General features: G+C 72.2%; 23 protein-coding genes. 7 read left to right on the top strand and 16 right to left on the bottom strand.

Features of this window, described 5'->3' with window-relative positions; genetic code table 11:
• Positions 1-99: 99 nt before the first annotated feature.
• The 4 genes from ACWIF2_RS03095 to ACWIF2_RS03080 form a co-directional block, all read right to left on the bottom strand.
• On the bottom strand, positions 100-1,305 hold the full coding sequence (locus ACWIF2_RS03095) for a type III PLP-dependent enzyme (RefSeq protein WP_454358275.1): 1,206 nt from the start codon (positions 1,303-1,305) through the stop codon (positions 100-102).
• Positions 1,302-3,038 (bottom strand): IucA/IucC family protein, encoded by a 1,737-nt coding sequence (locus tag ACWIF2_RS03090; RefSeq protein WP_454358274.1) that lies wholly within the window; start codon positions 3,036-3,038, stop codon positions 1,302-1,304. Before ACWIF2_RS03090 ends, ACWIF2_RS03095 begins: the two co-directional genes overlap by 4 nt.
• A gap of 90 nt (positions 3,039-3,128) precedes the next feature.
• The gene (locus ACWIF2_RS03085) at positions 3,129-4,859 is read right to left on the bottom strand and encodes an IucA/IucC family protein (protein ID WP_454358273.1); all 1,731 of its coding nucleotides are present in this window, start codon (positions 4,857-4,859) and stop codon (positions 3,129-3,131) included.
• Positions 4,856-6,031, bottom strand: coding sequence for an ATP-grasp domain-containing protein (locus ACWIF2_RS03080; protein WP_454358272.1), 1,176 nt, complete (start codon positions 6,029-6,031; stop codon positions 4,856-4,858). The genes ACWIF2_RS03085 and ACWIF2_RS03080 overlap by 4 nt, the downstream gene beginning before the upstream one ends.
• A 103-nt stretch (positions 6,032-6,134) precedes the next feature.
• Between ACWIF2_RS03080 and ACWIF2_RS03075 the strand changes: the two genes are divergently transcribed.
• Positions 6,135-6,974, top strand: coding sequence for a (2Fe-2S)-binding protein (locus ACWIF2_RS03075; RefSeq protein WP_454358271.1), 840 nt, complete (start codon positions 6,135-6,137; stop codon positions 6,972-6,974).
• A 7-nt stretch (positions 6,975-6,981) separates the two neighbouring features.
• Here ACWIF2_RS03075 and ACWIF2_RS03070 read toward each other — a convergent pair whose 3' ends face one another.
• Genes ACWIF2_RS03070 through ACWIF2_RS03050 form a run of 5 tightly spaced genes read right to left on the bottom strand, consistent with a single transcriptional unit; the run spans position 6,982 to position 11,885 of the window.
• Positions 6,982-7,791 (bottom strand): alpha/beta fold hydrolase, encoded by an 810-nt coding sequence (locus ACWIF2_RS03070; protein WP_454358270.1) that lies wholly within the window; start codon positions 7,789-7,791, stop codon positions 6,982-6,984.
• Between the two features lie 30 nt (positions 7,792-7,821).
• Positions 7,822-9,204 (bottom strand): FAD-binding oxidoreductase, encoded by a 1,383-nt coding sequence (locus ACWIF2_RS03065; RefSeq protein WP_454358268.1) that lies wholly within the window; start codon positions 9,202-9,204, stop codon positions 7,822-7,824.
• A gap of 34 nt (positions 9,205-9,238) precedes the next feature.
• Positions 9,239-10,120, bottom strand: coding sequence for a metal ABC transporter permease (locus ACWIF2_RS03060; protein WP_454358267.1), 882 nt, complete (start codon positions 10,118-10,120; stop codon positions 9,239-9,241).
• Positions 10,117-10,965 carry a metal ABC transporter ATP-binding protein gene (locus tag ACWIF2_RS03055; RefSeq protein WP_454358266.1) on the bottom strand — a complete coding sequence of 283 codons (849 nt, stop codon included), beginning with the start codon at positions 10,963-10,965 and terminating at the stop codon, positions 10,117-10,119. Before ACWIF2_RS03055 ends, ACWIF2_RS03060 begins: the two co-directional genes overlap by 4 nt.
• Positions 10,962-11,885, bottom strand: a complete 924-nt coding sequence (locus ACWIF2_RS03050) for a metal ABC transporter solute-binding protein, Zn/Mn family (RefSeq protein ID WP_454358265.1) — start codon at positions 11,883-11,885, stop codon at positions 10,962-10,964. Before ACWIF2_RS03050 ends, ACWIF2_RS03055 begins: the two co-directional genes overlap by 4 nt.
• Positions 11,886-12,052: 167 nt before the next feature.
• On the opposite strand from ACWIF2_RS03050, the gene ACWIF2_RS03045 reads away from it, so the two are divergent.
• The 4 genes from ACWIF2_RS03045 to ACWIF2_RS03030 all read left to right on the top strand — a co-directional run bounded on the left by ACWIF2_RS03045 (position 12,053) and on the right by ACWIF2_RS03030 (position 15,002).
• Complete coding sequence (locus ACWIF2_RS03045; RefSeq protein ID WP_454358264.1) at positions 12,053-12,733, top strand: helix-turn-helix transcriptional regulator; 681 nt, start codon at positions 12,053-12,055, stop codon at positions 12,731-12,733.
• A complete protein-coding gene (locus ACWIF2_RS03040) occupies positions 12,730-13,707 on the top strand; it encodes a pyridoxal-phosphate dependent enzyme (protein ID WP_454358263.1) in 978 nt (325 codons plus the stop codon). Before ACWIF2_RS03045 ends, ACWIF2_RS03040 begins: the two co-directional genes overlap by 4 nt.
• A gap of 141 nt (positions 13,708-13,848) precedes the next feature.
• Positions 13,849-14,205 (top strand): cupin domain-containing protein, encoded by a 357-nt coding sequence (locus tag ACWIF2_RS03035; RefSeq protein ID WP_382829415.1) that lies wholly within the window; start codon positions 13,849-13,851, stop codon positions 14,203-14,205.
• Between the two features lie 92 nt (positions 14,206-14,297).
• Positions 14,298-15,002, top strand: coding sequence for an SDR family oxidoreductase (locus ACWIF2_RS03030; RefSeq protein WP_454358262.1), 705 nt, complete (start codon positions 14,298-14,300; stop codon positions 15,000-15,002).
• 12 nt (positions 15,003-15,014) lie between these two features.
• Here ACWIF2_RS03030 and ACWIF2_RS03025 read toward each other — a convergent pair whose 3' ends face one another.
• Both ACWIF2_RS03025 and ACWIF2_RS03020 read right to left on the bottom strand, forming a co-directional pair.
• Positions 15,015-16,379: a vWA domain-containing protein gene (locus ACWIF2_RS03025; protein WP_454358261.1), complete on the bottom strand. Its 1,365-nt coding sequence runs from the start codon at positions 16,377-16,379 to the stop codon at positions 15,015-15,017.
• Entirely contained in the window at positions 16,376-17,233 is an 858-nt protein-coding gene (locus ACWIF2_RS03020; RefSeq protein ID WP_382487014.1) for an AAA family ATPase, read from the bottom strand. The genes ACWIF2_RS03025 and ACWIF2_RS03020 overlap by 4 nt, the downstream gene beginning before the upstream one ends.
• A gap of 139 nt (positions 17,234-17,372) precedes the next feature.
• Between ACWIF2_RS03020 and ACWIF2_RS03015 the strand changes: the two genes are divergently transcribed.
• Positions 17,373-17,945, top strand: a complete 573-nt coding sequence (locus ACWIF2_RS03015; protein WP_454358260.1) for a TetR/AcrR family transcriptional regulator — start codon at positions 17,373-17,375, stop codon at positions 17,943-17,945.
• 60 nt (positions 17,946-18,005) lie between these two features.
• On the opposite strand, the gene ACWIF2_RS03010 is transcribed toward ACWIF2_RS03015, so the two are convergent.
• Entirely contained in the window at positions 18,006-19,313 is a 1,308-nt protein-coding gene (locus ACWIF2_RS03010; RefSeq protein ID WP_454358259.1) for an FtsX-like permease family protein, read from the bottom strand.
• Positions 19,314-19,316: 3 nt separating this feature from the next.
• A complete protein-coding gene (locus tag ACWIF2_RS03005; RefSeq protein WP_454358258.1) occupies positions 19,317-20,108 on the bottom strand; it encodes an ABC transporter ATP-binding protein in 792 nt (263 codons plus the stop codon).
• Between the two features lie 156 nt (positions 20,109-20,264).
• Between ACWIF2_RS03005 and ACWIF2_RS03000 the strand changes: the two genes are divergently transcribed.
• Positions 20,265-21,059 carry an SDR family NAD(P)-dependent oxidoreductase gene (locus tag ACWIF2_RS03000; RefSeq protein WP_454358257.1) on the top strand — a complete coding sequence of 265 codons (795 nt, stop codon included), beginning with the start codon at positions 20,265-20,267 and terminating at the stop codon, positions 21,057-21,059.
• Between the two features lies 1 nt (position 21,060).
• Here the strand turns inward: ACWIF2_RS03000 and ACWIF2_RS02995 are convergent, their stop codons facing one another.
• Genes ACWIF2_RS02995 through ACWIF2_RS02985 form a run of 3 tightly spaced genes read right to left on the bottom strand, consistent with a single transcriptional unit; the run spans position 21,061 to position 23,935 of the window.
• Positions 21,061-21,708 (bottom strand): LutC/YkgG family protein, encoded by a 648-nt coding sequence (locus tag ACWIF2_RS02995; protein ID WP_454358256.1) that lies wholly within the window; start codon positions 21,706-21,708, stop codon positions 21,061-21,063.
• Positions 21,705-23,183: a LutB/LldF family L-lactate oxidation iron-sulfur protein gene (locus ACWIF2_RS02990; protein ID WP_454358255.1), complete on the bottom strand. Its 1,479-nt coding sequence runs from the start codon at positions 23,181-23,183 to the stop codon at positions 21,705-21,707. Before ACWIF2_RS02990 ends, ACWIF2_RS02995 begins: the two co-directional genes overlap by 4 nt.
• Positions 23,180-23,935, bottom strand: coding sequence for a (Fe-S)-binding protein (locus ACWIF2_RS02985; protein ID WP_454358254.1), 756 nt, complete (start codon positions 23,933-23,935; stop codon positions 23,180-23,182). Before ACWIF2_RS02985 ends, ACWIF2_RS02990 begins: the two co-directional genes overlap by 4 nt.
• Positions 23,936-23,948 lie beyond the last annotated feature (13 nt).

Below are 23,948 nucleotides of genomic sequence, written 5' to 3'. Positions count from 1 at the left end.
AGGCAGCTCAGGCCGTAGAGGGAACGGGAGTGGACCGGTCGGACGGGGCCGGTCCACTCCCACTCCGTGACACTGCGGCACGCATGGGGCCGAGGGACCCTAGGCGTCGCCGTCCAGGAAGTGGAACCCCGGCCTGGGATGCATCAGGAAGTCGTGATGCGAGATGTTCCAGGCGTAGGCGCCCGCCAGGGAGAACACCACCCGGTCCCCGGCCCTGAGCTCCGGCACCGGCACCGGCACCCGGCGGGCCAGCACGTCCTTCGGCGTGCACAGCTGCCCCGCGAGTGTGACGGGCCCGTTCTTCGCCACCGGGCGCGGCCACGGGTGCGGCCAGGTGTCCACGGGCAGCACGGAGCAGGGCTGGTCGTGTCCCTTCGTCGCCGGGGTGCGCAGATGGTGTGTGCCGCCCCGGACGACGGCGAACTCCTCGCCGTGGCTGCGCTTCACGTCCAGCACCTCCGTGGCGTACCAGCCGCAGTACGCGGTGAGCGCCCGCCCCGGCTCGATCCGCAGTCTCAGTCCTGGATGTGCCTCGGTGAGCCGGGTCAGCCCTTCGCCGTACGCAGCCCAGTCGAAGCGGCGCTCCGGGTCGGCGTAGTCGACGCTCATGCCGCCCCCGACGTTGACCTCCTCGACCGGCACGCCGAGCCCCGTGGTCCATCCGACCACGACCTCCGCGACCCTCAGCAGTTCCGCCGCTTCCAGGCCGCTCGCCAGGTGGGCGTGTACGCCCCGCAGTTCGAGCTGCGGGTACGTGCTGTCGGCGAGCGCCCGGATCACGGACTCGGCCCGCGCCGGGTCCAGGCCGAAGGGCGTCGGCCGTCCGCCCATCGCCAGCGAGCTCCCCGCGAGCGAGCCCTCGGGAACCGGCAGGTTGACGCGCGGCAGCACCGCGACACGCCGCCGGGGCGCGACGCGGCGGACCAGCTCGGCCAGCACGCGCAGCTCGTGCTCGCTCTCGACGTGGAAGCGCTCGACGCCCAGCTCCAGCGCGGCCGTCATCTCGTCCGGCGTCTTGCCCGGCCCGCCGAAGGCCAGCGGCCGGCCCGGCACCGCCTTGGCGACATGGGCGAGTTCACCGCCCGACGCGACCTCGTACCCGTCGACGCAGGACTCCAGCGCGGCCAGGATCTCCGGCTCCGGGTTGGCCTTGGCCGCGTAGTACAGCTCGACCCGCCCGGGCAGCGCGGCCCGAATCCCTGCGGCATGTGTGCGCAGGGCCGTCAAGTCGTAGAGGTAGGCCGGTAGTTCCGTAGACGGCAGTGACAGAGCGCGGTCGTTCACCGCGGAGGTGGGGCGGGTCACCGGGAGTTCCTCTTCGCCTCGTGCAGCACCTCTTCGCCCAGCGGCGACGGCAGCCGGACGTAGCCGGCCCGGCGGTCGGCCTTGCGCTCCCAGCGGGTGAGCAGGTTGGTCTTGGCGGGCAGCGGCACCCCGGCGAGCAGGGCGGCCAGACGGGGCGGGCAGCCGTGCCGGTCGGCGTAGGCGCGCAGCGTCTCCCGCACGCGTGCCCACAGTGCCGCCTCCGTTTCCGGATGCAGGTCGGCGAGGGCCGCGAGCATCTCGGCCACGTGGTTGACGAGCAGGCAGTACACGACCCGGTCCCAGCCGCGCCGCGCGTCGTACGTCATCGGCCCGGCCACCTCCGGCTCCAGCGCGGCCAGCGTCTCCGTGTGCTGCTCGGGCACCAGCTTGGTGCCCTCCAGGTCCCGGAAGAGGACCTGGGCGGGCCGGCCGGCGTCGTCGACGCAGAGCAGCACGTTCTGCAGATGCGGTTCCAGGACCAGGCCGTGGTCGAAGTAGGCGGCGAGGACGGGCGGCAGGAGGAGGTCCAGATAGGCCGACCACCAGTCGAGCGCCGTGGCCGCGTCCGCCCCGGCGAGAAGCCGGGAAACCTGGGCGGCGCTCGTCGGGTACTCGTCGGCGACGGCGGCCGCGAGCAGGGGAGTGGTGCCGGGGGCGAGCCGTCGGGACAGTCCCTCGCGGACGATGACGCCGAAGCCCTCCAGCAGGTCGCGGTCCGGCACTCCGTCGGGCCCGGGCAGGGCGAGGGTGCGGTAGGCGGGTTCGCGGAGCACGGCACCGCCGGGGAAGCGCCCGGCGAGATCGGACAGGGCCGGGCCCAGCGCCCGGGTGAGGGCGACCGCCCCGGTCAGCTCGTAACTGCTGTTCTTGCGCAGGCAGTTGGTGATCCGCACGTTCAGGCTGAACTTCAGGAACGTCTCCCCGTCGTACAGCGTGCGCACGGACGCGGTGGCCGCGAAGGGCCGGCCGCCCGTCCCCAGGTCGAGTACGTCGCCGCGCTCCAGGGCGGTGCGCAGCAGCGGGTGCTCCCGGAGCGTCTCGTACTGCCACGGGTGGGCGGGCAGCAGCCGGTAGCCGTCCGGGACGTCCGGGCGCAGCCGGTCCAGGGCGGCGATGGCCCACGGTTCGGCACTCTCCTGCGCGATCAGGTGCTCCCGCACAGCGAGGTGCCGCAGCGGGAAGGAGGCACCCGTCTCGGGGGCGTACGACGCCCAGGAACGCGGGTCGCCCGTGCGGGCCTTGGGCGTGGGGTGGAAGCGGTGCCCGAAGAGCAGGGACTGCTCGGAGGAGAGGTAGGCGGACAGTGGGTCGCCCGGAGGCTCCGGCACCTCCGGCAGGGCGGTGAGCGCACCCTCGACGGCCGCGTGACTGGAGGCGACCTGCGCCAGGAACTCCTCGTTGCGCACACCGGTGCGCAGCGACAACTCGTCACGGGTGAACTCGGCCAGCCGCCGCCAGTCCACCTCCGCCCAGCCGCCGTCCCGCTCCTCGCGCACCGGGCCGGTGAACCGGTGCGCCCCGAGCAGCGAGGTGCGGCGCAGGGCGACACTCAGCAGCACCCCGCGGCAGGGCAGCCGCAGCAGCAGGCGGCCGTCGGCGACGACGGTCTGCCGCTCCGGCCCGGACACCTCGCGCAGCAGGCAGTTCAGCAGGGTGTAGGCAACCACGTCGTCGGCGGTGGGCAGGGCGACCGGCGCGGTGGTGCGGCCGGGCGATTCGGTCAGCGAGGGCATGGCGGGCTCCAGCGGTTGCGCGGTGCGGGGAGGGCGGGGCGAGTACGGGCGGCGACGACGGAACCGGCGGTCCGGTCCCGTCCCGGGTTCTCATGGCGTACTCCGGGAGGCCAGCAGGTAGTTGGGCCCGGTGGTGTAGTGCTTGTTGATGTCGGCGGCGCCCGAACGCTCCTTGCTGAGCAGCGTCCCGGCCGTGACCATCGCCTTCACCGGCAGCTCCGGGGCGTCGAGGACCCGGGCGCGCAGAACGTCCCCCGCCTCGCCGCCGAGCCGCTCCACGGCCTCGGCCAGCCGTTCGCGCACCAGCCGCAGCAGCACGGGCAGCGGGGCGCGGCCGTGCCGGGCCAGCCCGAACGCGTGGGCGCCCGCGCACAGATGGACGGTGATGGTGGCGAAGAGGTCGGCCACCGGCCCGTCCTCCGTGCCGAGGATCCGGGGGTCGTCGAAGTCCCATCCGCCGGGGATCCGGGCGTGCAGCCGCCCCGCGTTGACCCGCGGCCCGTCGTTGTCCTTGAAGAGCAGCCTGAGGCCGCCCGGCCGGAGCACCAGGGAGATGTTCTGCTGGTGCGACTCCAGCGCCATGCCGTACCCGAACAGCGTGGTCTGCCAGTCGAACAGCAGCGTCAGACAGGCGTCGAGCAGGGCGATCGGATCGCCGCCGTAGAAGCGGTCGGCGAGATGGTCGACGACCAGCCGTCCGTCGGGGGCCTCGGCGAGGAGCGCCGCCATCGGCACGACGACCGAGTCCCCGAGACCGGCCGGGTAGCGGCGGCACAGCACGGCCAGGAGTTCGTGCCCCGCGTGGGCGTAGGTGGTCTCGTCGGCGTGCAGGATCGTGTCCCGGAACCGGGGCTCGCGGGCGATCACCGCGTGGATCAGCCGCTGCCCCACGGCCCCGTCGACGAGTGTGCCGGGCTTGACTGACCGCTTGTTGCGCAGCCCCAACGACGAGGTGTCCAGGGGCAGTTTGAGGTGCAGTCCCGGGTCCGCCGTCGTCGCCACCGTCCGCATGGACAGAGTCGGTACGACGTCGAGGCAGCCTTGTTCGGCCAGTACCGCCCGCCCGCGCAGACCGGCGGCCCGTAAGGCCGCGTCGAGCGCTGGGCCGACGGTCAGCGGGTGCACCGGCAGGGCGAGGTGCGTGCGCTCCAGCTCGGCCAGACCGAGCCGCGCGGGCGTGGGCCACAGTTCCGGAAGCGTGCCGGTCAGCAGGACCGCGTCCCGGGGCACGGCGAGCCAGCGCAGCGGGAACCGTGGATGGAACTCGGGTGCGTACGACCGGAGTTGCTCCTCGCCCAGCGCGGCCCGGCCGCGTGCCGTCGGGTACACCGGATGGTCCAGACGGGCGGCGAGCGCGTCGAACGCCGTCCCGCCGCCGAGGCCGGTCCAGCGCGCCGGCTCGGCACCGTGACGGTCGGTCAGCCGCCCGGCTACGGCATCGCGGGTGTCCGCGTGCAGCCGTAACGTGGCCAGCGTCTGCCGGCACTCCTCGGTGAAGGCGTCGAAGCCGGCCCGGTCCTCGGGCTCGGCGAGCGCGCGCAGCGCGTCCAGCACCTCCTCGTACGACGTCAGCTCGGCGCCGTCCGAAGCCCGCAGGAGCAGCGGCAGCCGGGCGGTGTAGCGGCACTGGAAGCCGTCCTCGGCGACCGGCAGCAGCAGGGCGTCACGACCGGCGGCGCACCGCAGCCAGGGTCCGTCCGGCCGGTGGACGAGCGTGCTGCGGGTACGCAGGCCGACGACGTCCTCGCGCAGCAGGGCGCTCAGTACCCGGGTGAGCAGCTCGGCCGCGCAGGTGTCCGGCACGGATGGCAGTACGGTCACGCCCGGATCTCCCAGCGGAGGTCGGCCAGGAAATCGGCGGCCACGCGGTCCACGGTGTCCTGGTCGGTGCCGGTGGCCCGCAGGACGCCGAGGTAGTCGCGGTTGGTGCCGTACAGCTCGTGCCGCTCGCCCACCGTCCGCAGCGGACGGTACGTCAGGCACACCCCGTCGACGGTGAGCTCGGCGGCGGCCGGGGCGTCGGTCAGGGTCCCGGCACGGTCTGCGCACGGGTACTCCAGAAGGGCGGCGCGATCGCGGCGGGCACCCGGATCGGCCGGGAGCGGTTCGCCCAGATGGGTGCGGAGGATGTGCTCGAACAGCGGGATGCCGAGGAGCCGTTCGAGCAGCAGGTCGCACTGGTCGCCGATGGCCCGGTAGTTGACCTCGATGATCCGTGCCCGTCCCTCGTGTACCACGAACTCGGTGTGACAGGCGCCGAACCCGACGCCGAGCGCGTCCAGTTGGGCGAGCACCTGCGCGACGACCGGCTCGGGGTGCGCGGGGACGAAGGTGAGGCGCCGCTCGACGAAGTGCGGCGGCGGCGACAACGCGGTGCGGAAGCCGCCCAGGACGTGGCGGACCCGGCCGTCGCCCAGGGTCTCCAGCGTGCACAGCTCGCCGGGGAGGTACTCCTCGACGACCAGGGTGGTGCCCGGCCGGCGCTCCAGGATCTCCTTGGCCCGGATCGCCAGGTCCTCGGGGCCCTCCACGAGCAGGACGTCCTCGCTGGCCACGCCCTCCCGGGGTTTGACGACACAGGGGTAGGGCGCGCCCGGCGGGGCGGCAGGCCCGGTGAGCTCGGCCGACCAGACGGTGTCCGCCCCGGCGGCGGCCAGCCGGCGGCGCATCTCCGCCTTGTCCTTGCAGCGCAGGGTGGCCCGCCAGTCCTTGCCGGGCAGGCCGAAGTAGTCGGCGGCCAGGGCGGCCTGGGTCTGGAGGTGGTCGCTGTTGGTGAAGACGGCACCGGGGCGGTCGTGGGCCGAGATCCGCGACACGACGGCCCGGAAGTCCCGCACGTCGCACTCCAGGACCTCGACGTCCGGGCAGGTTCTTCGGTGGGCGTCGGGCTGGTCGGTGAGGACGGTGACGTCCAGGCCCAGCCGGGCTGCGGCGGGGAGGAAGCCCTCGGTGACGGAGTCCGTCGGATTGAGGGCGAGCAGGTACAGGCGCATGGCGGTCTTCCATCGGTGGGTCGGGAGCACGTCCGACGATCTTGTACCTTAGGTTAGCCTTACCTATCCAATCGCGGGTTGCAACTGCCCGTAGGAGTGATCGATGCGCACTGCCCTGGAGTCACCGCCGACCCTCGCCTCCGTCCTCGGTACCGCCTACCGGCGGTTGACCGGAATCTGCGAGGCGCTGACCGTCGAGGTCGCCGACCCCGGGACCGCCTACGGCCAACAAGCGGTCACCGCCGCCGAACTGACGTCGGACCAGTCAGTCCTCGACGCTTTCCTGGACGCCGAGGCCACACGCATCCACACCCGCTTCGCCCACACCCCCCGCCCCCATGTCACCGCCTCACGCGCCCTGCACGACTACGCCTGGTCGGTCGCCCTCCTGATGAGCGGCGTCTGGTACCTGGAACGCCGGGTGCCGCGCATCCGGCCCCAGTCCGTGCGGCTGGACCTCGCGGTCGGGGCGTACACCATCACGCCCGAGCCCCGCGTCGCCTGTCTGCCCGGCGACCCCGTCGCCGCGCTGCCGGGCGCGGTGACCGTCGCGGGCGAGGAGGCCCTGCGGGCCGAGCTGCGCGCCGCGGTCGCCGACCATATGCGCCCGCTGCTCACCGCCCTCGGACCCGCCGTGCGCCGCGGACCGCGCGCCCTGTGGGGCATGGTCGGCGACGACCTCGTCTCCGGGATCTGGTACCTCGGCCGGACCCTCGGCCACGAGGAGGACGCCGTGCGCGCGGCGACCGCCCTGCTCCCCGAACCCGTCAGCCCGTACCCCTCGGGAGCGGACTTCCGCCTGCTGACCGGCACCGACGGCCGCCGTCACACGACCCGCACCCGCGCCGGCTGCTGCCTCTACTACGCCATCCGGCCCGACGAGGCCTGCGGCACCTGCCCCCGCACCTGCGATACGGAACGACTGCGCCGGCTGGAGGAGTGACGAACCGTCAGTCCCCGGCCTCCACCTTGCGCCAGAACGCCTCGACCCGCGCGTTGAACACGTCCGGCACCTCCTGGAACGGCTGATGCGCCTCCCCGGGCAGGATCTCGAACTCGGCGTCCGGGATGCCGTCCGCGACCGCGCGGGCGAGGCGGGGCGGTGTGGCAAGGTCGATCTCGCCCGAGAGGACGAGTGTCGGTGCCGTGATGCCGCCGAGGCGGTCGGCCGTGTCATGGCGGCCGAACCCCGCGAGCTGGCGCCGGAAGGCTTCCGTGGACTGCGGGTGCCCGAAGGCCAGCACCTCGTCGATGAGCCGGTCGACCGTGCCGTCGGCGTGGGCGCGCGGCGTGTAGATCCACAGGTAGAACGCCTCGAGCATGGCCCGCTCGCTCGGGGCCCGCTCCACCATCCAGTCCCAGAAGCGCGTCATGGCACGGAAGTAGGGGTCCGGGCGGGCCGCCGTACTCATCAGGACCAGGCTGCGGACCAGGCCCGGATGCCGCAATGCCAGCTCCTGGGCGATGAAGCTGCCTCCCGAGAAGCCGGTCACATGGGCGGCCGGTATCTCGAGCGCGCGCAGCAGCGCCGCGGCATCGTCTGCCATCCGAGGCACGGTGAGCGGCCCTTCGGGCAGCGGCGTACGCCCGACGCCACGGTTGTCGAAGGCGGTGAGCCGGTAGCGGTCCGCGAGCCCGTCGAGCTGCGCCTCCCACGCCTCGGCGGGGTCCCCGAGACCCGAGATGAGCAGGACGTCGGGTCCCTGGCCCCGTCGCTCGACCCAGAGATCCACACTGTCAGCGTTGATCATTTGTCCCATGGCCGCCTCCCGTAGCGGAGACCCGTGTCGTCACCCTTGCGCCGGCGCGATGTTCTGGTTGGCGTGGAACAGGTTGTCCGGGTCATAGGTCCGCTTGACCCGGGCGAGCCTGTCGTAGTGGTCGCGGTAGGTCGCCCGGACCCGCTCCTGGCCCTCGCCCGACCCCATGAAGTTCACGTACGAGCCGCCCATGGAGTACGGGTGCAGCTCCTCCTGGTAGCCGACGCACCACTGCCTGATGGCCCCGGCGTTGACCGGATCGGGGTCCACACCGGCGAAGACGCCGGACCACACCGCGTCCCGGTAGCTCCACGCCGTGTCGTCCGGGTCCACCCGGTGGACCGCCCCGTCGACCGGGTAGAGGTGCATCAGCGAGAGCTGGGTGGGATTGTTCTCGCCGTACTTGAGGTGGACGTCCAGGGCGGCGTCCGGGATGTGGTCGAAGAAGTCGCCACGCCAGTACCACTGGTAGCCGGTCGGGATCAGTTCGTCGAACATGCTCTGCAGCCCGACATAGGGCATCGGGGTCGTGAAGTGGAAGGCCGGCGGTCCGGCCTCGTTGACCACTGAGAGCGTCTCGTCGAGCCGGTCCAGGTCTCCGGTGAGGCACCACACGATGCCGCACACCTTCTGCCGGTGGAGCTCCTCGGGGAAGGGCGGGCCGGGCGGTACGACGAAGACGTTGAAGAAGCCGTACACGTCCTCGGGCGCCTGTGGCAGGAACTCGCGGTACCACGCCAGCGCCTCGCGGGTGTGCTCCACCGGCCAGACGGTCACCCCCACCCCGACCGTGTCCACCGGGTGCAGCCGGTAGGTGAGGGAGGTCGCGATGCCGAAGTTGCCGCCGCCTCCCCGCAGGGCCCAGAACAGGTCCGGGTGTTCGTCCGCGCTCGCGGTGACGTAGCCGCCGTCCGCCAGCACGACATCGGCGGCGATCAGGTTGTCCGCGGTCAGGCCGTACCTACGGGTGAGATAGCCGTGTCCGCCGCCGAGGGTCAGGCCCCCGACCCCCGTCATGGAGATGATGCCCGTGGGGGTGGCCAGGCCGAACGCGTGGGTGGCGTGGTCCAGGTCGCCGAGCTGAGCGCCGCCGCCGGCCTGCGCGGTCTTCGCCGCCGGGTCGACACGCACCCCGCGCATCGGCGAGAGGTCGATGGTCACACCGTCGTCCACCAGGCACAGGCCCGGTCCGCTGTGCCCGCCGCCCCGCACGGCGAGTTCCAGGCCGTGATCGCGGACGTAGGCGACCGCGGCCATGACGTCCGCCGCGTCCGCGCACCGCACGATCGCGGCGGGGTGTTTGTCGATCATCGCGTTGTAGATCTTGCGGGCCTGGTCGTACTCGGCGTCCCGCGGGCCTATGACCGGTCCTCGCAGCGTGGTCCGCATGTCTTCCAGGGTGGCGCTGTTCATGACGATCTCCTCGGGACGCGTGACCGTGCTGATATCACCAGCGTCCCGCCGACGGCGGAGTGCTGCATGTCCGGCGGACCCGGTCCCCGCCGGCCACCCGGCACACCGCGTAGACGCCGAACGAGATCGTCGTGACGTAAGGGCTGATGGGGATGCTGCTGCCCAGGGCGAGCAGGATGCCGCCCTCGATCGAGGCCACGGCGAACAGCACGCTCAGCACGGGCAGCAGCACCGGCGACGCGGTGACGCGGGCGGCGGCAGCGGCCGGGGTGACGACCAGCGTCAGCACCAGCAGCGCGCCGACGATCTGCACCGACAGGGCGACCGCGAGGCCGAGCACCAGCATGAAAGCGAAGGACAGCGCCCGCACCGGCACCCCGCGCGCCTCCGCCACATCCGGATCGGTGCTGGCGAAGGCGAGCGGACGCCACATGACCGCCAGCGCGGCCAGCACCAGCACGGACGTGCCCAGCAGCCACGACATCTGCGGGGTGTCCACGGCCACGATCTGCCCGGTGAGCAGCCCGAACTTGTTGGCCGCCCGGCCCTGGTAGAGGGCCAGGAAGAGCACGCCCAGGCCCAGCCCGAACGGCATGACGATGCCGATGACCGAGTTGCGGTCCCGGGCCCGCGTCCCCAGCACCCCGATGACACCGGCCGCCAGGAGCGAGCCGGCGATCGACCCGGCCACGATGTTCACGCCCAGCAGCAGCGCCGCCGACGCGCCCGCGAAGGACAGTTCGCTGATGCCGTGCACCGCGAACGGCAGATCCCGCATCAACACGAACACCCCGGCCAGCCCGCCCACGAGCCCCAGCGCCACGCCCGCCACGAGGGAGTTGCGAACCAGGGCGAGGAGTTCGCCGTAGTCGGTGAAGTCGAAGATCTGGTGCCAGATCCCGGCGGCGAGCGTCATGCGCGCACTCCGTCCGTCTCGTCCGACGGCTCGGGATGGTGTGCCGATGCGGCCGGTTCGTCGGGCGCGCCCGCGACCACCACCCGGCCGCGCACCCGCACGACGTCGACCTGCGTGCCGTACAGCCGGGACAGCGACTCGGAGGTCAGCACCTCGTCCGGGGTGCCGACGCGGTGGCCGCCGAGGGCCAGGTATAGCACCCGGTCGACCAGCCCCAGCACCGGGTTGATCTCGTGTGTCACGAAGACCACCGCCGTCCCGTGGGAGCGGCGCCGGGCGTCGATCAGTTCGGTGACGGCCCGCTGGTGGTTCAGGTCGAGCGACAGCAGCGGCTCGTCGCACAGCAGGATCCGCGGCTCGGTGGCCAGGGCCTGCCCGATGCGGACGCGTTGCCGTTCGCCGCCGGACAGCATCCCGAGCGGGACATCGGCGTAGGCCGACGCCCCGACCGCCTCGAGGATCTCGTCGACCCGGCGACGGACCCCGGCGGTGCGCAGCCGTGGCCCGAAGCGGTGCCCGTCGATGCCGAACCGTACGAGGTCCCGGGCGCGCAGCATGGCCTGCGCGGACAGTGCGGCCTGCTGCGGGACGTAGCCGACGTCCCGGGCGGCGTCGCGGGCGGGGCGGCCGAGGACGGTCAGCGTCCCGGCGGACAGCGGACGGCGGCCCAGCAGTGCCCGTACGAAACTGGTCTTGCCCGCACCGTTCGGCCCCAGCACGGCCAGGAACTCCCCGGCCCGTACGTCGAGATCGAGGCCGCTCCACACCTCGCGGGCGCCGTACGACAGGGCCGCGCCGCGCAGACTGATGACAGGGACGCCGTCCTGCCGGGATATCGGCGTCACTTGGCCAGCGCGCCCGCGAGCGCGTCGACGTTGGCGGTCATCCAGCCGAGGTAGTCCGTGCCCTTCGGCAGGGTCTCGGTCACGGGCACGACGGGAATGCCCGCCGCCTTGGCCGCCGCCTCGGTCTTCTCGGTCTGCGGGCCGGTGGTCTGCTCGTTGTAGACGAGGGCCTCGACCTTCCTGCCGCTGAACAGCGCCAGGTTCTCCCGGAGGATCCGCGGGGAGACGTCGTCACCCTCCTCGATCGCCTCGCTGAACTCCGCGGGCGTCCGGTTGACCAGCCCGCTCGCCTCGGTCATGTACAGCGGCACGGGCTCGGTGATCGCCACCCCCTCGCCGCCGTGCTCCTTCTTGATGCGGGCTTCCTTCGCCTCCAGGGGCGCGAGCCCGGCCTTGAAGGCGGTGGCGTTCTTCTTGAAGGCGGCAGCGTCGGACGGGTCGGCCGTGGCGAGGGCCGTGGCTACGCGGTCGGCGACGCGGGCGACTGTGGGGAAGTCGTACCAGACGTGCTCATTGAGCTCGCCGCCCTTCGGAGCGGTCTTGCCGGAGACCTTCACCGCGTCGATCACCTGGGCGGAGTCGTTGTGGCCGCCCTTCAGCATGCGGCCGACGAAGTCGTCGTAACCGCCGCCGTTTTCCACGACGACCTCGGCCTTGGACAGGGCCAGCTGGTTCTGGGGGTCGGCCTCGTAGGAGTGCGGGTCCTGGTCGGGGTCGCTGATGATCGAGGTGACGTCGACTCTGTCGCCCCCCACGCGCCGCACGATGTCGCCGTAGACATCGGTGGAGGCGACCACCGCGACCCGGGCCGGTGTGCTCTTGCCGCCGGTGGAGTCCGACGAGCTGCCGCAGCCCGCGAGAAGCGCCAGTGACGCGCTGATCAGCAGCGCCAGGCGGCAGCGGGACGTGGACAGGGGCATGGCTCCTCCATGGCGGACGTGCACAGGGGTACTTGGCAGCGCCACGCTAGATGGGAATGAATGTCAAAAGCGGATTCCGGCCGAAGTCATGTGAAAACCATTGCCAACTGTTGAAGTGGCGAGGATTTGGACTGGAAATCCAAGAGTTGGACGCATAGTCTAAATCCATGCGAGAGACTCTGACCGCGGAACGGGATGCGATCCTCGCCGCGCTGACACCTGTCGTCGAAGGAATCGCCGCGACCTTCGGGCCGGTCTGCGAGGTCGTGCTGCACGACTACCGGAACCCGGAGAAGTCGGTGGCCGCCGTCGCCGGCTCGGTGACCGGGCGATCGGTCGGCGGTGCGATGAGCGAGATCGGCATGCGCGTGCTCGCCCGAGGCGACGAGGCGGCCGACGAGCTGAACTACGTGACCCGCACCCGGAACGGCACGCTGGTGAAGTCCTCCACGATGGTGCTGCGGGACTCCACGGCCACCGTGTTCGGCGCGCTCTGCGTCAACGTGGACGTCAGCGCCGTCAGCCAGGTCCACGGCCTGCTCGGCGCGCTCGCCGGAATCCGCCCCGAGCCGGCGGAACTGCCGACCACCACCTTCGGCAACGACATCGACGCCGTGGTCGACGCCCTCGTCGACGTCCACCAGTCGAAGCAGCGGGGGAGCTGGGCGGAACTGGACCGCGCGGAGCGCCTTGAGCTGTTCGGCGGGCTGGACACGCGCGGTGTCTTCGCCGTGCGCGGCGCCGTCGAGCAGGTCGCCGCCCGGCTCGGGATCTCCCGCGCCTCCGCCTACAACTACCTCTCCCAGGCCCGGGCCGCCCACGACACTTCCACCGGAGGACCCGCGTGACGACCACCACCCCACCGGTCACCCTCGACGACGTCCGGGACGCCGCCGCCCGGCTCAAGGGCGTCGCCCACCGCACCCCGGTGCTGCGCTCCCGCACCCTCGACGCGCTCGCCGGTGCCGAGGTGCACCTCAAGTGCGAGAACCTCCAGCGCGTCGGCGCCTTCAAGTTCCGCGGTGCCTACAACGCTGCCTCCCGCCTCACCCCCGAGCAGCTGTCGCGGGGCATCGCCGCCTACTCCTCCGGCAATCACGCCCAGGCCGTCGCCCTGGCCGCCCGCGAGCTCGGCACCACCGCCGTGATCGTCATGCCGGAGGACGCCCCGCCGTCCAAGCGGGCGGCCACCGCCGGGTACGGCGCCGAGATCGTCACCTACGACCGCTATGCCGGCGACCGCGTGGCCATCGCCGAGGCCCTGGCCGCCGAGCGGGGTCTCACCCTCATCCCGCCGTACGAGCACCCGCACGTGATGGCCGGCCAGGGCACGGCCGCACTGGAACTCCTCGAAGAGGCGGGGGAGTTGGGGGCGATCGTGACACCGGTCGGGGGTGGCGGGCTCATGGCCGGGAGCGCCACGGTGGCCAAGGGGCTGCACCCGGACATCCGGATGATCGGCGTCGAACCGGAGGCCGGGGACGACACCAAGCGCTCGCTGGAGGCCGGACGGCGCATCAGCATCCCAGTGCCGCACACCATCGCCGACGGACAGGCCCTGCACACCCCGGGCGAACTCACCTTCTCCGTCAACCGGCGGCTCGTCGACGAGATCGCGCTGGTCAGCGACGACGAGATCCGGGACGCGATGCGGTTCGCCTTCGAACGCCTGAAGATCGTCCTCGAGCCGAGCGGCGCCACCCCGCTCGCCGCCCTGCTGACCGGCCGCGCGGGCCGTCTCCCACGCCGTGTCGGCGTCATCCTCTCCGGCGGCAACATCGACGCCGGACGCTTCGCCGAGCTCTGCGGAAAGGAGGCCTGAGCGGGCGTTCTTCGGTTGGCGGCCCCGGATGGACGGGCGGACGATTGAGGGGTAGGAGGCCGGCCGCCGACGGCGGTGTCCAGGGCCGCCGGGGAGACCGGCCCCCGGCCGCGGTGCGCCGCGGTCGGAAGGGAGCGCGTCATGTTGGAAGTGAAGACGCTCGACAAGCCGGACGAGCGGCGTGATTTTCCCCGCGGTCACCTCGAAGCCGTCCACATGACGGAGCTCGACTTCGCCGTGGCGACCTTCGAGCCCGGCTGGCGCTGGTCCGAGTCCGTGGCCCCTATCGCGGGCACCGGCAGCTGTCAGATGCACCACAACGCCTACATGCTCCAGGGTCGCATGCACATTCGCATGGACGACGGCGGTGAGAGCGAGGTCGGCCCCGGCGACGTCTTCGTCTGCACACCCGGCCACGACGCCTGGGTGGTGGGCGACGAGCAGGTCGTGGTCTACGACTTCCAGGGGCAGTCGGCGAGGGAGTTCGCGAAGAAGTAGCCCCCTCTTGCTCTCCGGAAACCGATCGGTTTACGCTTCCCTTCGTGGGAAACCGATCGGTTTCCTGTGTGGAGAACACGAGGGAGACCCCTATGACCGCCATCGAAGGTTCCGTCGCGCTGGTCACCGGCGGCAGCCGCGGCATCGGCCGGGCCCTGGTCGAGGCCCTGTACGAGCGGGGTGCCGAGAAGGTGTACGCCACTGCCCGTGACCCGCGCACCGTCACGCACCCCGACGCCGTGCCGCTCGCGCTGGAGGTCACCGACCCCGCGTCCGTCGCGGCGGCGGCCGAGCGGGCACAGGACGTCACCCTGCTGATCAACAACGCGGGCGCGTCGGTGAACGCGAACTTCCTCGACTCGCCCGTCGAAGACGTCCGCCGGGAGTTTGAGACCAACTTCTACGGTCCGCTCCTGGTGACCCGGGCCTTCGTCCCCGTCATCGAGCGCAACGGCGGCGGCCACATCCTGAACCTCCACTCCGTGCTGTCGTGGATCGGCCTCGCCGGCTCCTACAGCGCGTCCAAGGCCGCCTTCTGGTCCCAGACCAACTCGCTGCGACTCGACCTCAAGCCGCGGGGCATCGAGGTCACCGGCCTGCACGTCGGGTACGTCGACACCGATCTGACCGCCGACATCGACGCTCCGAAGTCCACGGCCGGGAGTGTCGCGGCCCAGGCCCTCGACGGGGTCGAGTCGGGCGCCTACGAGGTCCTGGCCGATGACATCTCCCGCCAGGTCAAGGCCGGGCTGGCGGCCGACCCCGCCGCCCTCTACCCGCAGCTCGCCGTCGCCTGACAGCGCCCTGGGTCACACCGGCAGCAGCCGTGCCACCAGCGCGCTGAGCTGTCCGACATTGCGGCACTCGTGCATCTCGACCAGCTCGGCGTAGAGCGGCGCGACGGAATCGCCCGTGCCCCACAGGGAGCGCTGCTCGGGGTTCAGCCAGTAGACACGGCGTGCCCGTTCGGCGATCAGCCGTACGGCGGGCGGATTCGGGTCGCTCCGGTTCGTCCGGGCGTCACCGAGGACGAACACGGTCGTGCGCGGACCGACCGCGTCGCCGTGGATCTCGGCGAACTCGCCCAGCGCAGTGCCGTAGTCGCTGCTGTCGTGCCATCCGGTGAGGGTGGCCTCCGCCCCGATGCGGGCGCTGAGCCCCTCCGGGTCCGCGGTGCCGTGCCTCAGGAGCGCGGTCACCTCGTCGATCCGGTTGACGAAGGCGAACACCCGCACCTTGCTGAACTGGTCGTGCAGCGCCTGGACCAGCAGCATCGTGAAGTCCGAGAACCCGGACACCGACCCCGACACATCGCACAGCAGCACCAGTTCGGGGCGGGCCGGGCGGCGCCGGCGCAGCACCGGCTTCATCGGCACGCCGCCCGTCGACAGCGAACCGCGCAGGGTCCGCCGCAGATCGATGGTGCCCCGGGAGGCGCGGCGGCGCCGGGCCGCGAGCCGGGTCGCGAGCTTGCGGGCGAGCGGCTGGACCGCCCGGCGCAGTTCCGCCAGCCGGGCTTTCCCGGCGAACAGGAAGTCGACCTGCTCGGCGGTCGGGGCCACCGCACGCCGGGCGATCTCGTCCCGGTCCCGCCGCTCGGCGACCCGGCGCCGCGCCTCCGTGGCCACCAACGCGCGGAAACCATCGATGCGTCGCCGGATCTCGTCCTCCAGCAGCCGGTCGGCGAACCCCGAACTGCCGCCCTGCCCACGCACGTTGTCGCGGACCCGGGCGAGCAGGGTCTGCGGGCGCAGCCGTTCGAGCGCCTGGTACGACGACCAGCCGTCCGACTCGGGCGAGGAGCCGTAGCCCCCGAAACCGTCTACGGCCTCGATCGCCAGCCGGCCCAGCATCGTCTGGTCGTCGGCGGCGAGCGCGGCTGCCAGCCGGTCGCGCAGATCGTCCCGTCCGGCGGCCTTCCGCTCCGGGGCGCCGACGCCGCGCGGGAAGTACAGGTCGAAGACCGGGTCGAACACCTGCCGTTGCCCGGTGCCGTGCAGCAGCGTCGCCGCCAGCCCCTCGCGCAGCAGCTCCCGGTCCGTGAGGCCGAGCGCCTCGATCGCCTGCCCCGCGTCGACCGTCTCGCCGGTGCCGATCCGGATGCCGTGTGCGCGCAGCGCCCCGACCAGGGACGTCAGCCGCTCCGCGACGCCTGGGCCCGTCGGGGTGGTCACAGCGCGTCCAGGTCGAGCTTGGCGCTCGCCTTGAGGACGTCCTCCTGATGCTTGAGGAGCACGCCCAGGGTGGCCCGCACGACCGTCTCGTCCAGAGTGCCGGCGCCCAGCGCGAGCAGCGTGCGCGCCCAGTCGATGGTCTCGGCGACCGACGGCACCTTGCGCAGGTCCATCGCCCGCAGCGCGCCCACCACCCGGACCACCGAGCGGGCCAGCGCCTCGTCGAGCCCCGGCACCTTCAGCCGTACGATCCGGCGTTCCAACTCCTCGTCCGGGAAGCCGATGTGGAGGAAGAGGCAGCGGCGGCGCAGCGCCTCGGACAGCTCCCGGCTCGCGTTGGAGGTGAGGACGACGAAGGGGCGGCGCGTCGCCGAGATGGTGCCCAGCTCGGGCACGGTCACCTGGAAGTCGCTGAGCACCTCCAGGAGCAGGCCCTCCACCTCGACGTCGGCCTTGTCGGTCTCGTCGATCAGCAGCACCTTCGGGTCGTCGCCCCGGATGGCGGTCAGCAGCGGCCGGGTGAGCAGGAACTCCTCGCTGAAGATGTCCGTGCGCGTCTCGTCCCAGGACTCGTCGCGGCCCGCGCTGATGCGCAGGAGCTGCTTGGCGTGGTTCCACTCGTACAGCGCCCGGGACTCGTCGACCCCCTCGTAGCACTGGAGGCGCACGAGCCGCGCGTCCGCGACCTCGGCGACGGCCTTGGCGAGCTCCGTCTTGCCGACCCCGGCCGGGCCCTCGACCAGCAGCGGCTTGCCCAGGCGGTCGGCGAGGAAGACGGTCGTGGCGACCGCGGGCGAGGCGAGATACCCGGTCCCGGCCAGACGCGCGGAGACGTCGTCGACGGATGTGAACAACGGGGCCTCCAGGTCAGCGGCGAGGATCAGAGCACTATCTAAGCGCTTGTTCAGCCAGGATGTCACGAGGGTTCCGGGTACCGGAAGGCGGTAGACCGATCGGTTTCCCCGCGCCCCGGGGCGAGGTAGCCTCACCTCTATGGCCACCACAGACAAGGCGTCCACCCGGGACCGGCTGCTCGACGCGGCGGCCGAGATCTTCTACCGCGAGGGCGTCTCCGTCGGCGTGGAGGCGCTGTGCCGGAGCGCCGGGGTCTCGAAGCGGTCCATGTACCAGCTCTTCGCGAGCAAGGACGAGGTCCTGGCGGCGAGCCTGGCCGGGCGGCTCCCGGAGTACGAGGCACGGCTGGTGCCCGGCCCGCAGGAGGAGACCGGCACTCCGCGCGAGCGGATCCTGCATGTCTTCGAACGACTGGAGAAGGCCTCCGCCGAACCCGCCTACCAGGGCTGCCCCTATCTCGCCGCGCTGGTCGAGCTCAAGGATCCCGGGCACCCGGCGAGTGCGGTCGCCCGCGGGGCGAAGGAGCGACTGCTGGGCTTCTTCCGCGCACAGGCCGAGGAGGGCGGGGCGCGGGACGCGGAGCTGCTCGCCCGGCAGCTGATGCTGGTCTTCGACGGTGCCGCCGCCCGAGCGGGGGCCGGGCTCGAGACTTTGGACGGCCTGACCACAGCGACCGTGAACGCGCTGCTGGACGCGTCCGCCATGCGGTGAGCGGTGAAGGGACGGCGGCCGAAAGCCACCGTCCCCGCAAACGCCCTGTTCATCACGTCATCACGCCACCGCGACCGCCCCGACAGCCGGAGTGCGCAGCGTCCGCCGGGCCGTGGCCAGGCTCGTGCCCAGCGTCACCGCCGCCGCGACCGTGACGACCGCCGCGCCGATGCCGAAGAACTCGCCCGGCACCACCTCGTCGGTGCGCACCACCGTGAAGGGGACGACCCCCGCCAGCGCCGCCAGCGTGCCGAAGACCACCCCCGTGACCATCAGGATCAGCCCTTCGGCCCCCACCAGCCCGAGCACCTGCCCCGGAGTGGCCCCCGCGAGGCGCTGCTGCCCGAACTCCCGGATCCGGTAACTGGTCGCCGCGTACAGCGAGTTCACCAGCATGACGCACACGAAGACCACGATGATCCCGACGACCGTGAAGTTGAGCGTCTCGAGGGTCTTCGCGTCGACCGACTTCACCGCCCCCGAGGCCTCGATGGCGTCGCTCTCCACCATCTGCATGGTCAGGGTCGCCGTGGCGACCGCCGTGAACAGGATCAGCGACATCAGGATCCCGGCGAGCTGCCCGGCCCGCTCGCGCAGATTGCGCACCGCCAGCCAGCCGCTCGCGCCGCTCAGCGGCAGCCGGTCCAGCACGGCCGCCAGCAGCCGCGGCGCCCGCAGCGCGCACCCGACGGACAGCAGGATCGCCCCGTACGTCGGCGGCGCCATCAGCGCGGCGTCCGTCGCCGAGAACACGAACGTCGAGGTCGCCGAAGCGGCACCGGCCACCAGAGCCGCGTAGGCGAGGACCGTCCGCGCCCGGCCCCGCTGCCGGCTCCCGCCCGTCGCACGCCGCACGGCGAGGAACGCGGCCCCCACGGCGGCGAGCAGTGTGACGCCGATACCGGACGAGGACGCCACCGGACCGAAGGAGTACTCGACGGACCGGGCGACCTGACCGCTGTCCTGGAACACCTCCAGCAGCGCACGGCCGCCGAGCAGCGCCGGGCCGATCGCCAGCGCCGCGCCCACCAGGGCCACGGCCAGCGCCTCACCCACGACCATCCGCTTGAGCTGCGCCGGAGTCGCCCCCGAGCAGCGCAACAGCTCCATCTCGGCGGCCCGCTGGCGCACGTTCACCGTCAGCGTCGAGGCGATCGCGAAGAACACCAGCAGGGTGCCGTAGCCGCCGACCACGCCCGCCGCGGTGGACAGGGTCTCCCTGCTCACCTGGTCCACGCCCGGCTGCCCGGCCGTGTCGTGCATCGAGTTGAAGGTCATGACGATCGCCGCGCCGAGGAACGCGGACAGCAGGGTCGCGAGAAACCGCCCGGGCCGCTGCCGTATCGACCGCATCGCGAGGACGAACACGGCTCACACCCCCGTCCGCACGTCGTCGCCCAGGTGCGCCAGCCGCTCCGCGACCGCGTCGGCCGTCGGCGCGTCCATCCGGCCCGCGAGCCGGCCGTCCGCCAGGAACAGCACGGTGTCGGCGTAGGAGGCGGCGACCGGGTCGTGCGTCACCATCACCACGGTCCGGCCGTGCACCCGCACCGCCTGCCGGAGCAGTTGCAGCACGTCCCGCGCGCTGCGGGTGTCCAGCGCGCCGGTCGGCTCGTCCGCGAAGATCACCCGCGGCTCGGTGACGAGCGCCCGGGCGATCGCGACCCGCTGGCGCTGACCGCCCGACAACTGATCGGGCCGGTGCCCCAGCCGGTCACCCAGTCCCACCGCCGTCAGTACCTCGCGGACCCGCTGCCGGTTCACCCGCCGACCGGCCAGCTTCAGCGGCAGCACCGTGTTCTGAGCGACGGTCAGCGTCTCCAGCAGGTTGTACTGCTGGAACACGAACCCGATCCGGCCGCGCCGGAACCTCGTCAGCTCGGCCTCGCCGCCGCCCGTCAGCTCCGTGCCGTCGACCCGCACTATCCCGCTGTCGGGCCGGTCGAGCCCCGCCGCGCACTGCAGCAGCGTCGACTTGCCGGAACCGGACGGCCCCATCACCGCCGTGAACGTGCCACGCCCCAGACCGAGCGTCACTTCGTCCAGGGCGGTCACGGCGCTGTCGGCGCTCCCGTACGTCTTGGTGACCTTGACCAGCCGCAGCGCCTCGGCCGCCGGTCCCGGGTCCTGGTCCTGGTCCTTGCGCAGGCCGGTGCGCACCATCGTCGTCCCCCTCCGTCCGACACGCCCTGTGTCTCGTCCTCGACGCTACGGAGAAGGTGACGTGACCACACTGGCCGCAGAACCCGTATCGGGGGGTGTACTCAGCGACACCCCGGGGGTACCCGATCACACCAGCACCGAAAGGGTTGACCCGGCATGCAGATCGATCTGAAGGGCCGCACCGCTCTGGTGACCGGCTCCACGCAGGGCATCGGCGCCGCGATCGCCTCGGGCCTGGCCCGGGCGGGCGCCAGGGTGGGTGTCAACGGCCGCTCGCCCGCGCGGGTGCGGGAGGCCGTGGACCGGCTGCGGGGCGAGGCCCCCGGCGCCGACCTGGTGCCCGTGGCCGCCGACGTGACGACCGAGGAGGGCGCGGGGCAGGCGGTGGACGCCCTAGGGCAGGTGGACATCCTCGTCAACAACCTCGGCGTCTTCGAGTCCGCCGACCCCCTGGAGATCAGCGACGACGAGTGGCGGCGCTACTTCGAGGTGAACGTCCTGGCCGCCGTACGCCTCACCCGGCTCGTCCTGCCCGCTATGACCGGACGCGGCTGGGGCCGGGTGCAGTACATCGCCAGCGACTCGGCGGTCGTCATCCCCGCCGAGATGATCCACTACGGCATGTCGAAGACCGCCCTGCTGGCGGTGAGCCGGGGCTTCGCCAAGCAGGCGGCCGGCACCGGCGTCACGGTGAACTCCGTCATCGCCGGGCCGGCCCACACCGGCGGCGTCGAGGACTTCGTCTACCAGCTCGTCGACCGCGACCTGCCCTGGGACGAGGCCCAGCGTGCCTTCATGCGGCAGCACCGGCCGCAGTCCCTGCTGCAACGGCTGATCGAGCCGGAGGAGATCGCGAACATGGTCGTCTACCTCGGCTCCGACCAGGCCTCCGCGACCACGGGCGGCGCCCTGCGAGTCGACGGCGGCTACGTCGACTCCATCCTGCCGTGAATCACGCTCCGCCGACGAGGACCACCTCCAGAGTGCGCGGACCGTGCACCCCCTCGACCCGGTCCAGCTCGATGTCACTGGTCGCCGACGGCCCGGAGATCCAGGTCAACGGGCGCATCGGGTCGAGCCGTTCGAGGCCCTGCGGCACCGACGACACGACCTGCCCGGGCACACGCACGACGCAGATGTGGTGGTCCGGGACGAGGGTGATCCGGCGCCGGCCCTGGTCGGGTGAGCCGTCCAGCACGATGGTGCCGGTCTCGGCGATCGCGACCGCACAGGCCGTCACGACACTGTCCACCCGGTCGAGCTCGCCCGGAGTGCTCTCCGCCCGGTCCGCCACCCGAGTCACCCCAGTCCGCTCCAGCCACGCCGAGTCCAGCCCGGGCGGCACCAGTACCGAAGCCGACCCCCGCTTCTCCAGCAGCCCCGCGATCAGCCCGGCCAGCCCCTCGGCGTCCGTGCGGTGCACGATCGCCCGGTAGTCCGCCAGATTCTCGGCCAGCAGCTCGACGGTCTGCTCGGCACTCCGGTCCCCGTGCTCGCGCACATAGTCACGCGGAACCGCCTGCTCGTACGGATTGTCGTCCCGGGGCACGTCCGCCAGCGCGCGCCGCACCCGACCGAGGATCCGCTCCCTGCTGTTCACTTGGCACCGTCCTTCCCACCACGGGTCCGCAGCCACCAGTCCCGGAACGGCTCGGCCGGCACCGGCGGCAGATCCCGGGTCCCGCTCCAGGCCCGGCCGGGCCCCGGCAGCGCACGGGGATGGAAACGACGGGTCCGGGAGGCGGCGCGCTGGCCGGTGCGCAGCGCGCCCGGGTGTGTGAACGCCCAGCGGGCCGCCCGCATCGCCGCACGCTCGGCGGCATGCCCCTTCGCCGGACGTAGCACCACCTTGTTGCCCTCCCGGGTGACCTCACCGCCCTCCACGACCCGTTCCCGCAGATGCACCAGCACCTCGGGGATGTCGATGGCGACCGGGCACACCTCGTAGCACGCCCCGCACAGCGAGGACGCGTACGGCAGCGAGGCGTCGATCTCGCTGGCCGTGCCCCGCAGTTGGGGGCTGAGGATCGCGCCGATCGGGCCCGGGTACACCGAGCCGTAGGCGTGGCCGCCGGCCCGCTCGTACACCGGGCACACGTTGAGGCACGCCGAGCAGCGGATGCAGCGCAGCGCCTGCCGGCCGACCTCGTCGGCGAGAGTGTCGGTGCGGCCGTTGTCCAGCAGCACGAGGTGGAACGTGCCGGGTCCGTCCTGGTCCGTCGTGCCGGTCCAGGTCGAGGTGTAGGGGTTCATGCGCTCGGCCGTCGACGAGCGGGGGAGGGTCTGGAGGAACACCTCCAGGTCCCGCCACGTCGGCACGATCTTCTCGATGCCCACGACCGAGATCAGCGTCTCGGGCAGGGTCAGGCACATCCGGCCGTTGCCCTCCGACTCCACGACCACCAGGGTGCCCGTCTCGGCGACCATGAAATTGGCGCCGGAGATGCCGACCTTGGCGCGCAGGAACTTCTCCCGCAGATGCAGCCGGGCCGCCTCGGCGAGTTCGGCGGGCGTATCGGTGAGGCCCTCGGGGGCCGCGCGGCCCCACTCGCTCATCTCGGAGCGGAAGATGTCCCGGATCTCGCCCCGGTTGCGGTGGATGGCCGGGACGAGGATGTGCGAGGGCCGGTCCTTGCCCAACTGCACGATCAGCTCGGCGAGATCGGTCTCGTAGGCGCGGATGCCCTCGGCCTCCAGCGCCTCGTTGAGCCCGATCTCCTGCGTGGCCATCGACTTGACCTTGACGACCTCCGACTCGCCCGTCATCTTCACGAGCTGGGTGACGATCTCGTTGGCCTCCTCCGCGTCGGCGGCCCAGTGGACGATGCCGCCCGCCGCCGTGACCGACTCCTCCAACTGCTCCAGATAGCGGTCGAGATGGCGCAGCGTGTGGTCCTTGATCCGCTTGCCCGCCTCGCGCAGCTCGGCCCAGTCGGACACCTCCGTCACGGCCTTGGCACGCTTGGCGCGGATGGTGTGCGTGGCGTGCCGCAGATTGCCGCGCAGCGTCTCGTTGCCCACGGCCTCCCGCGCGGCCTCCGGAAACGCCGGCATACCGAGATACGTCCCGCTCATACGGCCGGTTCCTCCTCCGTGCTCGCCAGGATCTCCGCGATGTGCACCGGCCGCATGCCGGTCCGCAGCCGGGTCATCGTCCCGCCGATGTGCATCAGACAGGAGTTGTCGGCCGCGCACAGCACCTCGGCGCCCGTCGACTCGGCGTTGCGCACCTTGTCGGTGCCCATGGCCGCCGAGACATCGGAGTTCTTCAACGCGAAGGTGCCGCCGAACCCGCAGCACTCGTCGGCCCCCGGCAACTCGGCCAGCTCCAGCCCCTTCACGGCCTGGAGCAGCCGCCGCGGCCGGTCGCCGAGCCCGAGCCCGCGCAGCCCGTGGCAGGTCGGGTGGTACGTCACCCTGTGCGGGTAGTACGCCCCGACGTCCGTCACGCCCAGAACGTCCACCAGGAACTCCGTGAGTTCGTACGTCTTCGGCACCACCGGCGCCAGCGTGGCCGCGAGGGTGTCCCCACGCCCCTCGGCCCGGGCTCGCTCACCCATCCTCGGATACAGCTCGCGCACCATCGCCCCGCACGACCCGGACGGCGTCACGATCGCCTCGTACTCGCTGAAGACATCGGAGAAATGCCGGGCGAGCGGCTCGGCCTCATGACGGTATCCGGTGTTGTAGTGCGCCTGCCCGCAGCAGGTCTGCGCCATCGGGAAGTCGACGTCGACGCCCAGTCTGGTCAGCAGTTTCACCACGGCGCGCCCGGTGTCCGGATACAGCGTGTCGTTGACGCAGGTCAGGAACAGGGCGACACGCATCGCGGCTCCTTGT

It is taken from the genome of Streptomyces sp. NPDC055506 (genome assembly GCF_053643595.1).
The sequence above is the reverse complement of the archived record's forward strand: the minus strand, read 5'-3'. Positions and strand labels throughout refer to the sequence as shown.